The organism is Rhodococcoides fascians A44A (assembly GCF_000760735.1).
In the GTDB taxonomy this organism is placed as follows: Bacteria; Actinomycetota; Actinomycetes; order Mycobacteriales; family Mycobacteriaceae; genus Rhodococcoides; species Rhodococcoides fascians_E.
Map to the genome: position 1 here is coordinate 1,266,739 of NZ_JMEX01000005.1, position 12,182 is coordinate 1,278,920.

General features: G+C 65.7%; 12 protein-coding genes. 6 read left to right on the top strand and 6 right to left on the bottom strand.

Features of this window, described 5'->3' with window-relative positions; translation table 11 throughout:
- Nucleotides 1-131 precede the first annotated feature (131 nt).
- Together BH95_RS09470 and BH95_RS09475 are read left to right on the top strand one after the other, a co-directional pair.
- Nucleotides 132-1,112, top strand: coding sequence for an SGNH/GDSL hydrolase family protein (locus BH95_RS09470; protein ID WP_019663490.1), 981 nt, complete (start codon nt 132-134; stop codon nt 1,110-1,112).
- Between the two features lie 30 nt (nt 1,113-1,142).
- Nucleotides 1,143-2,363, top strand: a complete 1,221-nt coding sequence (locus BH95_RS09475; RefSeq protein ID WP_033189876.1) for an acetyl-CoA C-acetyltransferase — start codon at nt 1,143-1,145, stop codon at nt 2,361-2,363.
- A gap of 76 nt (nt 2,364-2,439) precedes the next feature.
- On the opposite strand, the gene BH95_RS09480 is transcribed toward BH95_RS09475, so the two are convergent.
- Nucleotides 2,440-3,285: a Bax inhibitor-1/YccA family protein gene (locus BH95_RS09480; protein WP_026347500.1), complete on the bottom strand. Its 846-nt coding sequence runs from the start codon at nt 3,283-3,285 to the stop codon at nt 2,440-2,442.
- Nucleotides 3,286-3,518: 233 nt separating this feature from the next.
- Between BH95_RS09480 and BH95_RS09485 the strand changes: the two genes are divergently transcribed.
- Nucleotides 3,519-3,941, top strand: coding sequence for a hypothetical protein (locus BH95_RS09485; protein ID WP_037181945.1), 423 nt, complete (start codon nt 3,519-3,521; stop codon nt 3,939-3,941).
- 9 nt (nt 3,942-3,950) lie between these two features.
- Here BH95_RS09485 and BH95_RS09490 read toward each other — a convergent pair whose 3' ends face one another.
- The 3 genes from BH95_RS09490 to BH95_RS09500 all read right to left on the bottom strand — a co-directional run bounded on the left by BH95_RS09490 (nt 3,951) and on the right by BH95_RS09500 (nt 6,669).
- On the bottom strand, nt 3,951-5,072 hold the full coding sequence (locus BH95_RS09490; protein WP_037181678.1) for a class I SAM-dependent methyltransferase: 1,122 nt from the start codon (nt 5,070-5,072) through the stop codon (nt 3,951-3,953).
- A 242-nt stretch (nt 5,073-5,314) separates the two neighbouring features.
- Complete coding sequence (locus tag BH95_RS09495; RefSeq protein WP_026347498.1) at nt 5,315-5,839, bottom strand: peroxiredoxin; 525 nt, start codon at nt 5,837-5,839, stop codon at nt 5,315-5,317.
- 23 nt (nt 5,840-5,862) lie between these two features.
- Nucleotides 5,863-6,669 carry a tyrosine-protein phosphatase gene (locus BH95_RS09500; RefSeq protein WP_020111199.1) on the bottom strand — a complete coding sequence of 269 codons (807 nt, stop codon included), beginning with the start codon at nt 6,667-6,669 and terminating at the stop codon, nt 5,863-5,865.
- Nucleotides 6,670-6,757: 88 nt separating this feature from the next.
- Here BH95_RS09500 and BH95_RS09505 point away from each other — a divergent pair, with 88 nt between their 5' ends.
- Nucleotides 6,758-7,321 carry an Lrp/AsnC family transcriptional regulator gene (locus BH95_RS09505; protein WP_019663482.1) on the top strand — a complete coding sequence of 188 codons (564 nt, stop codon included), beginning with the start codon at nt 6,758-6,760 and terminating at the stop codon, nt 7,319-7,321.
- A gap of 40 nt (nt 7,322-7,361) precedes the next feature.
- Here BH95_RS09505 and BH95_RS09510 read toward each other — a convergent pair whose 3' ends face one another.
- Both BH95_RS09510 and BH95_RS09515 read right to left on the bottom strand, forming a co-directional pair.
- Entirely contained in the window at nt 7,362-9,047 is a 1,686-nt protein-coding gene (locus BH95_RS09510; protein WP_020111200.1) for a flavin monoamine oxidase family protein, read from the bottom strand.
- Entirely contained in the window at nt 9,044-9,859 is an 816-nt protein-coding gene (locus BH95_RS09515; protein WP_037181680.1) for a carbon-nitrogen hydrolase family protein, read from the bottom strand. Before BH95_RS09515 ends, BH95_RS09510 begins: the two co-directional genes overlap by 4 nt.
- A 107-nt stretch (nt 9,860-9,966) precedes the next feature.
- Between BH95_RS09515 and speB the strand changes: the two genes are divergently transcribed.
- Both speB and BH95_RS09525 read left to right on the top strand, forming a co-directional pair.
- Nucleotides 9,967-10,926, top strand: a complete 960-nt coding sequence (speB, locus tag BH95_RS09520) for an agmatinase (RefSeq protein ID WP_019663479.1) — start codon at nt 9,967-9,969, stop codon at nt 10,924-10,926.
- Nucleotides 10,927-10,986: 60 nt separating this feature from the next.
- Entirely contained in the window at nt 10,987-12,171 is a 1,185-nt protein-coding gene (locus tag BH95_RS09525; protein ID WP_052059980.1) for a PucR family transcriptional regulator, read from the top strand.
- The last annotated feature ends 11 nt before the right edge of the window (nt 12,172-12,182 follow it).

A 12,182-nucleotide genomic window follows, 5' to 3' on the forward strand; every position in this document is an offset into this window, starting at 1 on the left:
CTTCCCAGATCGCGCTCGGAGCGGAGTCCTCGGAACGACTCGATCGCACCCGACGCGCTTCTCGGTACCCCCGAGACACCGCGAACGGATGCTTACGATGGACGTGTGGCGCAGACCGTGGGAAAGAGAACGTGTCGGTGAGTCGGTGGAAGGGCGCAGCCAAGGCGGGCGCCGCGACGGTGATTGCAGGCTCGTCAGCTGGGACAGCGTCGTGGGCTGCGTACAAGCATCTGATGGCCCAAGCGACGTCTGCTCGCGGGGTGATCGGACGCTCGACGGCAAAACCTCCGGAGGCCGACGGCGTCTACGGGCCCGGTGATCGCACGCCGGAACGGTGGCGAATCGGGAGTTCGGCAGATATTCATCTGATGATCTTCGGCGACTCGACTGCCGCGGGCGTCGGCTGCACTGTCGCCGACGAAGTACCGGGAGTCCTGGTTGCCCGTGGGCTCGCCGACGAAACCGAGAAGCGGGTCCGGCTGAGCACCAAAGCAATCGGCGGCGCGACGTCGAAAGGCCTGGAGGGCCAGGTCGACGCGATGTTCGTCGCCGGCCCGCCACCGGACGCCGCGGTCATTCTGATCGGCGCGAACGATGTCACCAAGAAGTTCTCCATCGCGGCGTCGGCCGCGCGACTGGGCAACGCAGTGGAACGCTTGACGGCGAAGGGCACGGTCGTCGTCGTGGGAACGTGCCCCGATCTCGGCGTCGTGACCGCGATACCCCAACCTCTGCGAACGGTCGTCCGGAACTGGGGTCTTCGGCTGGCACGCGCACAGTCCGACGCGACCCTGAAAGCAGGCGGGCACCCCGTGGCGTTGGCGGACTTGCTGTCTCCCGAGTTTCTCGCAGCCCCGGACACGATGTTCTCCGCGGACCGGTTCCATCCGTCGGCTGCCGGCTACGAACTCGCCGCTCGCCAGTTGCTTCCTGTCCTGGCTGCGGCGTTGGGCGAGTGGCACGGTGGTCCGCTCCCCGAGCTCCCCGACGTGTCCGCCGCGGCCGAATCCCGCCGTTTCGTGCCGCGCGCGGCGGCATCGTTGGAGAGTTTCCTACGTCGCCGACGAAGCGAAACGGAGGCGCACAACCAGCCCTACCCGCCGGTAACTTAGTATCCACGGTAATCAACCCTAGGAGAGTTCATGCCAGAAGCAGTGATCGTCAGTACCGCTCGTTCACCCATCGGCCGCGCGATGAAGGGCTCGCTGAAAGACATCCGTCCCGACGACCTCACCGTGCAGATGGTCGCCGCCGCGCTCGCGAAGGTTCCCGAGCTCGACCCGACCGACATCGACGACCTCCTTCTGGGATGTGGCCTTCCCGGAGGCATGCAGGGCAACAACCTCGCTCGCATCGTGGCAGTCCTGCTCGGCTACGACTCGCTTCCCGGCACCACCATCACCCGCTACTGTTCCTCCTCGCTGCAGACCACGCGCATGGCGTTGCACGCCATCAAGGCAGGCGAGGGCGACGTGTTCATCTCCGCAGGCGTCGAGAGCGTCTCCAACTTCATTCACGGCAGCTCCGACTCCCTGCCGCAGAGTCACAACCCGCTGTTCGCCGACGCCGAGGCACGCACCAAGAAGGCGCAGGAAGAGGGCGCGGACAGCTGGACCGATCCCCGCGAGAGCGGCGAGCTGCCCGACGCGTACATCGCCATGGGTCAGACCGCCGAGAACGTCTCGCTGTTGACCGGCATCAGCCGCGAGGATCAGGACCACTGGGCCGTCCGCAGCCAGAACCGGGCCGAGGAAGCTATCAACTCCGGCTTCTTCGAGCGCGAGATCACCCCGGTCACACTCCCGGACGGCACCGTCGTGTCCAAGGACGACGGCCCCCGTGCGGGCACGACCTACGAGAAGATCAGCGAGCTCAAGCCGGTCTTCCGCCCCAACGGAACGGTCACGGCAGGCAACGCGTGCCCGCTGAACGACGGAGCGGCCGCACTCGTCATCATGAGTGACACCAAGGCCAAGGCGCTCGGCCTGACGCCGCTGGCCCGCATCGTGTCCACCGGCGTCACCGGAACCTCCCCCGAGATCATGGGACTCGGACCGATCGAGGCCACCAAGCGGGCGCTGAAGATCGCGAATCTCTCCATCTCCGACATCGACCTGTTCGAGATCAACGAGGCGTTCGCGGTGCAGGTCCTCGGTTCGGCACGTGATCTCGGCATCGATCACGACAAGCTGAACATCTCCGGTGGCGCAATCGCCGTCGGTCACCCGTTCGGCATGACCGGCGCGCGCATCACCACGACCTTGCTGAACAACCTGAAGACACAGGACAAGACGTTCGGCGTGGAGACCATGTGTGTCGGCGGCGGCATGGGAATGGCCATGGTGCTCGAGCGTCTCAGCTGACGCGTCCTTCGAGTCACCCGCAGGAACGCGAAAGGCCCCGCACTCACGAGGAGTGCGGGGCCTTTCGCGGTGACTACTAGTCGTTGTTGAAGTAGCTGAGCAGTCGCAGGATCTCGACGTACAGCCACACCAGCGTGATGGTCAGGCCGAGGGCCACACCCCAGGCAGCCTTTTCCGGCGCCTGCGCGCGGATGAGCTGGTCCGCCTGATCGAAGTCCAGCAGGAAGCTGAACGCGGCGATGCCGATGCAGACGAGGCTGAAGATGATGGCGATGGGTCCGCCGTCGCGGAGGCCGAGGCCGCCGTCCATGAAGAAGCTGGCGACGAGGTTACCGAGCGCCAGCACGACGACGCCGATGAGTGCACCGACGATCATGCGGGTCAGGCGCGGGGTGACGCGGATGGCACCGGTCTTGTAGACTACGAGCATTCCGAAGAACACACCGAACGTACCGAGCACGGCCTGCGAGATCAGCGTTCCGGCCGACGCACCCTGGATCGGGAACGTGAACAGGAACGACAGAGCACCGAGGAAGATGCCTTCGGCGACCGCGTAGGCAAGCACGACTGCCTTGCTGTCCATCTTGCGGCCGAACGTCGCGAACAGGACCAGGCCGAGACCGACCAGACCGCCACCGATGACGAAGGGAGCTGCGAGGCCGGGGTTACCGTCGACGAGGATGAACGAGACGATCGCAGTGAGCGCGAGCACACCGAGCGTGATGCCCGTCTTGGTCACGACGTCGTCGATCGTCATCGCCCGCGACGTGGGGCCTGTCTGGTAGGGATCGCCGTAGGCCTGCGGCTGACCGAACTGCTGAGCAGCCTGCGAGGCACCTGCCGTCGCAGAGCCGAACGTGGCGTATCCGCCGCCCTCTTGCTTGGGCAGGTTGCGGAACACCGGGTTGCTGGAGGTGCGCACCGTGTCGCGTCCTTTCTGAAGGGTGAATCCTTCTTCGAGTTCGAGCCCGTCGCGTCGCGCCGAGCCCGACAACCGGTAGTGAACCGGCAGCTGTACGTAAAACTCCCACATACGGACAAAAGTTCCCAGTCGGACCACACGACTTCCGACAATTCGGACTCTACCTTCCTTCGTGACGAACCGCGCAGACACCGGCAGTTTCCCGCGGCGCCTCGGCGGGCACTATGGATCACATGAGTATCGAAGACGGACCAGGCGACACTTTGGACCAGAGCGAAAGCCTCGACTCGGACGAGGTGCGCAACGACGACGGCGACGACATCGTCGATGCACCGGACCATTACAGCGAGGCCGACCGGTTCGGAACGACGCCGAACGAAGCGCTCGAAGGCGAGAGCCTGGACGAGAAGCTGAGCGAGGAAGAGCCCGACACCGCCCTCGAAGACGAGGAACGGTCGGTGGCGGAAACTCCGGACGACGAGCTGACCGAGGAGATCGTGGACCACGAGATCGTCGGTTCGGACGAGGACCCGGACATCGATTACGCGGACGGCCAGCGTCAGGCCGAGATCGTGGAGGGGACACTCATCGAGGACCGGGGCCGCGATCGCGGCCAGATCGACGGCACGCCGGAAGACGGCGGCCCGGTCGAGTAGACGAGCTGGTCAGACGACCGACCGGGTGACGGTGAATTTTGCGTTCTTCCCCGCCACCGCGGTCGGTCCCACCGCGTCGGCCAGTGCGCGCCGGTAGTTGAGGTGAGTGTTGTAGACGGTCCACATCTCGCCGTTCGGACGTAACACCCGCCCTGCTGCCTCGAACAACTTCTGGGCGCTGCCGGTGTGCAGGGACGCCCCTTCGTGGAACGGCGGGTTGCACACGATCAGATCGACGGAGGAGTCGGGGAACGTGGAAAGTGCGTCGTCCCGCACGACGTCGATGTCCAGACCGTTCGCCCTCGCGGTCGCAGTCGCCGACGCCACCGCCGCGGCGGATCTGTCGCTTGCGTGGACCCGAGCCTCGCTCCGCGCACGGGCCAGCAGGCAGGCGAGTATCCCGGTTCCGCAGCCGAGGTCGACGATCTGACGAGCACCGGGCAACATCCGGTCCGTGAATTCGGTCAGGAACCGGGTTCCGACGTCGAGCTTCGCCCCGGCGAACACCGCACCGTGCGCGACGACGGTGAGATCGAGGTCGTCGAGCACCGCGGTCACGGGATAACTTCGAGTCTCGGAAGGGACGGGTTTCGACGCCGTCAGGACGCGAGCTTTCTGTCTGCCCCGGCCCGCGGTGACCGTCCCGAAGGACGATCGGAGCACGGCGTTCATCGCCGGCGCCATGTGCTTGTCCCGGCCACCCGCGAGCACGACCACCCCCGGATCGGCGTGGGCGGCGATCGCCTCGGCGATCTCGGTCAGTTCTGCGAGGCTGCGCGGCAACTGCATCAGCACCAGGTCCGCGCCGCTGAGCAACGACTGGTCCAACGCGTGGTGAGTGTGCGCCCCGGACATGCCCGCCGAGGTCGCATTACGATCGAGTGCGAGTTCGCCCGTGTACGAATCCTGGTGGACGCGAATGCCGGTCACGCCGTACTGCACCTGCAGTCCGAGCGTGAGCGCGCCGTAGCGATCACCGATCACCGTGATCCGTCGGGCGGCCACGTCCGAAACCGATTCGCCTACCGTGTCGAGCAGAAGCCGGTCCGCGGCGTCGACGGCAAAGAGGTTGACGGCCTCCGCGTCGGGGCGGCGACGGAGTCCGGACAGGACAGTTTCGAGATCGGGCACGACGCCCAGTCTCCCACCCCTCGACGTCGCTTTCCAAAAACGTTGGCGGTCAATATTTTTCTCGCGTGCTGCTCAGCGCGTCCAGGTGGCGTTTTCCCTCGAACGGGGGCATGCTTCATAAGATGGAACCGAATATCAAGATCGAGGCTCTTTTCAGCCACGCTGACAAAACTGCCGCCGAATCCACGTCCGAGAACAGCAAGCCCGCCGTGTACACGCCTCTGTTCAGCGGAGAAGCCGGGTCAGGCCAGATAGCGTAGGTAGTCCAACGCCTTGTCCGCGTGCACGTGAGCACGCTCGCTCGTCACCACCAGCCGCACCACCCTGTCGCGATCGATGACGAACGTCGTTCGCTTCACCGACAGGAGCTGACGGAGGATTCCACGCTTCGCAGCGTGAGACGAACGGTTGGAAATTTCCTGCCGGCGTCGGCGGCGCATGAGCCACCCGCCACGCCTGACTCCGAACTGGCCCGCCACCGAGGCGTCCGAGTCGGCGAGCAGCGGATAGTCGAAGGAACGCTGCAACGCGAAGTGCGACTGTTTGTCGGTGGTGTCGGTGCTGATCCCGACTCGTTGAGCCCCCAGGGCCTCGAACGACCGGCCCAGATCCCGGAAGTGGCAGGCCTCGGCCGTGCAGACCGGACTGGACGCCGCAGGATAGAAGAACAGCACCACCGGGCCCCTGGCCAGCAACTCACCGAGGGACCGCACATTCCCCTCGTGATCCGGTAGCCGAAAATCCGGCGCCGTTTGTCCAGTACGCATGCTGGACAGGGTACGTGTCCGATTCAGTCCGTCGGGACGAGCAGTGAAGATTTCAACCGTTCGACCTGGTCGACGCCTATTCCGAGCTCGCTCAGATATCCGTCGAACGATCCGTAGAGCTCGTCGACGACGCTCAGCCCGTGTCGGTAGTACTCCTCGGTGACACCGAGGACGGCGTTGGACAGAAACACCGAGCTGCCATCGCTCGTGCTCTCGCGGCCCTGCCCGTCACCGTCCGACCAGATGTCGGACAGGTGCGCGCGCAGCGGAGCGATTGCCGCATTGCTGGCCAGGTAGTCGGTCAGGATGTCCTGTTCGAGCACCCCCGCCGCGCGCAGGACCGTCGCTATCGTCCATCCGGCGCGATCCTTGCCCGCAGCGCAGTGCACGAGAACGCCACCACTGCCGTCCGAGACCGCGTCGACGACGCGACGGATGGCCACCTTCGCCCCGGCGAGCGAGGGAAACGACGTGTAGGCGCGCATCATGTACTGCAACTGCGCATCGGCGTCGACGACGTTGCCGAGCTCGTGCGGGGCGCGTTCACCCTTGTGGTTCTCGTACGGAGTGCTGTGCACCCGGACCGAGGACGGCACGCGATCACGACCGGCGCGGTCGATCTCGGACTGCCCACGAAGATCCACCACGTGGCGCACTCCGGTACGGACGAGCATGTTCTCGCCCTCGGAATCCAGCCGGCTCAGCTCGGAGGATCGAAACAACCGGCCTCGCCGAACCTCGCGACCGTCGGCCGTCCGAGCGCCCCCGACATCGCGGAAGTTCCACGCTCCGGACAGTCGGAACTGGTCGGTCGATTCGATACTGGCCATGAACGCACACTAGCCACGAGGCGATGATCCGCGATCTGCCGGGGCGCCTTCGCACGCACGGAACGGTCGTCGCCACTACCGTGAATCCATGACCGATTTCGACCGCACCGACGCCCGCCTTCTGCTCGCCCTGTGCGCGAAACCGCGTGCTACCGGCGTCGAACTCGCCGGAGATCTCGGTCTTTCTCGCAACACCGTGCAAGCTCGACTCACCCGGTGGGAGGACAAGGAGGCCCTGACGCCCATCGATCACCGAGTTCGGCCGCGCAGTCTCGGCTACGCCTTGCAGGCCTTCGTCACCACGAGGGTCGATCAGCATCGACTCGCAGAAGTCACCGACCATCTGGGAACCATTCCGGAGGTGCTCGAGGTGTTCGGACTCTCCGGTGCCTCCGACATGCACATCCGGATCGCGGCCGTCGACGCCGACGACCTCTACCGGGTGGCGGGTCTGATCCTGAAGATCCCGGGTGTGGAACGCACCAACATGTCGATCGCGATGAGCGAGCTCATCCCCTACCGGACCAAGCCGCTGCTCGAGCGGGCTTCCGGCCTCGAACCTACTGCGGGCGTGCGCAGCCGGGACGCCGAGAGCCCGGACAGTCGGAATCGGCGCCGCCCCCGACGCGACGCCGACCGACCTCGACCGTAGCTCATCACGGGCACAGTCAGGTAGCGCCGAACGCGCAACCTCAGTGGTCACCGAGCCGCAGCGGGGCAAGCTGTTCGAAGACGTCGCCTGGTCCGGGATTGGTCGCGCGGGAAGATCCGCCGAGATGGTGCACGACGCCCCACACCGCGTTGAGGGCCGTTTGGATCGCGCCTTCCGCCCAGCCTGCCGTCCACGAGATGTCGTCGCCGGCAAGGAACAGTCCGCGATGACGCTCGTCGAAGGAGTCCTGCACGAAATGACCGAACAGGCGCTCCTGGTATCGGTAGTGACCGGGGAGGTTCGCTTTGAACGCGCCCAGGAAGTCGCGTTCGGTTTCCCACGACACGGTCACCGGATCGCCGACGATGTGGGAGCGGAAGTCGACCCCCGGGTAGATCCCTTCCAACGATCTGAGCACGAGGTTCATTCGTTCGGTCGGGCCGAGCGCCAGTAGCTTGAGGGAATCGTCGGACCAGGTGTAGGACAGGCAGATCAGACCGGGCTTTCCCTCTCCTTGATCGAGCAGGTACGTACCTCGGCTCATGCGGTCGGTCAATGTCATGCTGACGACGTCGCGCCCGGTGTTCGGGTCCTTGTCCTTCCAGAACGGTCGGTCGACGAGCACGAACACCTTGGTCGACCCCATGTAGTGGGTGCGTTCGATCGCGGTCCAGTGGTCGATCGGTAACAGGTCGTCGTCACATTCGATGGTGGACAGCAACATCCAGCTCTGTGCGGTCACGATGGCAGCGGGATAGGTGCGCTCGCCGCCGTCCGCGTCACCGACGACTATTTCAGACCCCGTGCGGCGTAACCGCACCACGCGCGGTGAGGTGCTGCCGTTGTTGAGCGACTCCACCGACGTCCCGCCCGGCCAGTGATCGGACGTCGTCGACGCGCGCCAGAGACCGACCGGAAGTTGTTGCGATCCACCGACGATGCCTCGGTGGTGATCGTCGGCAGCGGTGACCACGACTCTCAGTATCTCGAGAATGGAATTGGGGTAGTCGGTGTCCCAGCCACCTGTCCCGAAACCGACTTGCCCGAACACTTCTCGCAACTCGAAGGACCTGAAGTGTTCGGAGGACGCGAGGAATCCGTAGAACGTCTGGTCGTCGAAGCGCTGCACCAGCTCGTTCCACAAGGTCTTGATCTCACCGGTGTCGCGAGCGCGGATCGCCCGTTGCAGCGGAACGAGATCCGCGTGGTCCTCGAGCGTGCGCTGCCATGCCCGCGCCACCTCGCCGAAGACATCGGGCAGATCGTCGAGGCTCTGCGCGTAGTGACTGGTTCCCTTGAGGTCGATGACCGTACTCGGCGTAGCCTCGGCAAGTGGGTTGGGAAACGGCTCGGTCTGCAGTCCGAGCACGTCGAGGTAATGAAACAGCGTCGTGGACGACGGCGGGAATCTCATGGCGCCCATCTCGGCCACCACCCCGGGATGGCCGTCGAACGGAATGGACCGCATGCGTCCACCGATTCGATCCGATTCGTAGACAACCGGCTTCAAGCCCAACTTGGTGAGCTCGTACGCCGCCACCATGCCGGCCAGTCCCCCGCCGATGACGGCGACCTCGCTGCCGAGCGCCGAGGCGGGCACCTCGCCCAGCCCGTCCGCATGCGCGACGTAGTCGTCGTAGGCAAAGGGAAAGTCGGGACCGAACATCGTCAACGGACGCTCGTCCGAGTCGGCGGACGTACTGTCCGGCGTCACCGGCGTGGTCATAAAATTCCCTTTCTGGCATGTAGATACAGGTCCGGTCGACGGTCGGCGAGATGAGTGTTGATCGACCGGGACCGGGCGAGCATCTCCGTATCGATGTCGACCACCAGGGACTCCTCGCCGCGGCCCGCGCGAGCGAGTTCGCTCCCGTCGGGAGCGATGGCACACGTCAGGCCGCAGTACTGCAGCTCGCTTTCGCGGCCGCATCGGTTCACGTAGGCCAGGAACATCTGACTCTCGTACGCCCGCGCGGGGACGACGTGGGTGGCGACGACGTCGAACGGCGTCATGAGCCCCGTCGGCACGATCAGGAATTCGGTGCCGGAATCGGCATGTGCTCGAACGGCTTCCGGGAACTCGACGTCGTAGCAGATCAGCAGACCGCACCTCACTCCGTCCAGGTCGAACTGCGCGACGAGTCGATCACCGGGGACGAAGTGGCCGCGGTCCAGGTCCCCGAAGAGATGGGTCTTGCGGTAGCGCGCCACGAGCGAACCGTCGGCGCCGACCACCTGAACGGAGTTGTACACGACGGATCCGTCTCGTTCGGGATATCCGTAGACGACGGCCACGCCCGTCTCGGACGTGATGCGGGCGACGGCGTCGAAGATCGGGCCGTCGGCAGGTTCGGCCCGGGCCGCGACGAGCTCCCCGATGTCGTATCCGCTGATCGACATCTCGGGCGTGACGAGGATGTCGGCCCCTGCACGTGACGCACTGTCCGCTGCCCGGCCGACGGCGGCGAGGTTCGCTTCGACGTCACCCGAGAACTCGGGGCCTTGATAGAGCGAGGCACGCAGGGCGGTCTTGCTCATGAATTCTCCTCCCCGAGGTGCTGTCGTCCTGCCCGAGAGCGTACGGAAGTCCGGCGCCCCCGGGAAACATCCGGTGGGACGATCCGAAGTCTGGCATCGTCAGCGTCATGAGCCCCGAACGACCACCTGTCGGTCCCATCGGTCCGGTCGATGCAACCGTGGTACCCCGGTATGCCGAGCCGACGACGTTCGCGCGGTTACCGCGGCTCGACGAGGTGTCGCGTGCCGACGTCACGATTCTCGGTGTGCCGTTCGATTCCGGCGTCAGTTATCGGCCGGGCGCTCGGTTCGGTCCCGGTCACATCCGAGCGTCGTCGAAGTTGCTTCGTCCCTACAACCCCGCGTTGAAGGTCTCCCCGTTCGCAGATCGTCAGGTCGCGGATTTCGGTGACATCGGGGTCAATCCGTTCGACATCACCGAAGCCCTTGCCACCGTCGAGTCCGCGGTGACCGGACTGCGACAGGACGGTTCGTCGGTGCTGACGATCGGCGGTGACCACACGATCGCGCTGCCGATCCTGCGTTCGCTCGCGCGTGACCACGGTCCGTTGGCGGTGCTGCATTTCGACGCGCACCTGGACACGTGGGACACGTATTTCGGGGCGCCGTTCACGCATGGGACCCCGTTCCGCCGGGCCAGCGAGGAAGGCTTGATCGACCTCGAGCGCTCACAGCACATCGGGATCCGAGGGCCGCTCTACAGCGAGCAGGATCTGGAGAACGACCGCATCCTCGGTTTCCAGGTCGTTCGGTCCGACGACTACGAAACCGACGGCGTCGCGAGCATCGTCGAACGCATGCGTGCTCGCCTGGACACCGGCCCGGTCTACGTGTCCGTGGACATCGACGTGCTCGATCCTGCACACGCGCCGGGGACGGGGACACCGGAGGCGGGCGGGCTCACGTCGCGCGAGTTGCTGAACACCCTGCGCGGACTGGTCGGAGTAGACGTGGTCGGTGCGGACATCGTCGAGGTGGCACCCGCATACGACCACGCCGAGATCACCGGAATCGCCGCTGCCCACGTCGCGTACGAGCTGTTGTCGGTCCTCGCGGCGAACGCGTGATCGGATCACCCGGACGGTCGGCCCGGGCTGCGTTGCCACCTCGACCAATACGATGACCAGGTGGCACACGATCGCGCGATCCCGACGAGCCAAGACCGACGACGCAGCGTCGCCGACCTCGCGGCCGAGGATGCCGGCGGGCTGTCCACGGAGTTGCTCGGGGATTTTCTGGAGGTCCTGACCTCTGCGGTGTCCGAGGGTCGCACGTTGTCGCGTCGACAGCTGCGGACTCTGCGCACCCACGGGGACACCGCGGCGCGGCAGGGCGTCGCCCTCCGGGCACTGCTCGATCTGTACCTGTCCTCCGCCTGGCGCCTGTGGCGGGAGCTTCCTGCGATCGTCGACGCCGACCGAGACCCACAGGCCGTCGTGACGGCCGGTGAGGTGATGCTGCACGCCGTCGACGACGCGGTCGCCGAGCTCGCCGAAGGATTCCAACTCGCCAGGCGAGTGCTGGTACGTGCGGAGGAGTCGGCCCGGCGTGAATTCGTCGACGACCTGCTGTCCGGTAGCGCGGACATCGCGGGAGTGATGGGCAGGGCGGAGACGTTCGGTCTGGATCTGACCGGGCCTCATGCGGTCGTGGTCGTCGCGGCCAGTACGCCGTTCACCGACGGTGGCCGGGTCATCACCGAGGTGGAACGCGCGGTGGAAGGAAGCAAAGCGGACTCGGAGGTTCTCGTCGCGAGCAAGGAAGGCCGCCTTGTCGTGGTGTTCGCTGCCCCGGATCACGCAGCGGTGGAGTACGTCGTCGACCGTGTTCGCGAGGCCACCGAGAGGGTCGATGTCTCGGGGACATGGACCCGGCGGATCGGAGTGGGGCGGACGGGGCCCAGCGTGGCCGGTGTCGTGTCGTCGTATCGTGAAGCAGTCGATTCGCTCGACCTCGGCGCGAAGCTGGGCCTGGGCACTGTGGTGGTGGATGCACGTGACCTGCTGGTGTACCGGGTGCTGTTGGACGACAAGGCCGCAATCACGGATCTGGTGCACACGGTTCTGACTCCGTTGCTGACTGCACGTGGCGGCGCAGGCCCCTTGCTCGACACGTTGTTCGCCTTCTTCGGAACAGGCGGAAATTCTGCCTCGACAGCCCGGGCGATGCATTTGTCCGTTCGTGCCGTGACCTACCGTCTGGCCCGAGTGGCCGCACTGACCGGCCACGACGTCGGCGATCCGGCCGAACGATTCACCCTGCAGACGGCCGTGTACGGCGCCAGATTGCTCGGGTGGCCGACGGGGAGCTGAGCTCCGGGTCA

Coding starts and splice junctions, on each gene's coding strand:
- BH95_RS09495 (WP_026347498.1), bottom strand. CDS start 5,839: ATGCGTACTGGACAAACGGCGCCGGATTTTCGGCTACCGGATCACGAG.
- BH95_RS09515 (WP_037181680.1), bottom strand. CDS start 9,859: ATGAGCAAGACCGCCCTGCGTGCCTCGCTCTATCAAGGCCCCGAGTTC.
- BH95_RS09475 (WP_033189876.1), top strand. CDS start 1,143: ATGCCAGAAGCAGTGATCGTCAGTACCGCTCGTTCACCCATCGGCCGC.
- BH95_RS09485 (WP_037181945.1), top strand. CDS start 3,519: ATGAGTATCGAAGACGGACCAGGCGACACTTTGGACCAGAGCGAAAGC.
- speB (WP_019663479.1), top strand. CDS start 9,967: ATGAGCCCCGAACGACCACCTGTCGGTCCCATCGGTCCGGTCGATGCA.
- BH95_RS09510 (WP_020111200.1), bottom strand. CDS start 9,047: ATGACCACGCCGGTGACGCCGGACAGTACGTCCGCCGACTCGGACGAG.
- BH95_RS09505 (WP_019663482.1), top strand. CDS start 6,758: ATGACCGATTTCGACCGCACCGACGCCCGCCTTCTGCTCGCCCTGTGC.
- BH95_RS09500 (WP_020111199.1), bottom strand. CDS start 6,669: ATGGCCAGTATCGAATCGACCGACCAGTTCCGACTGTCCGGAGCGTGG.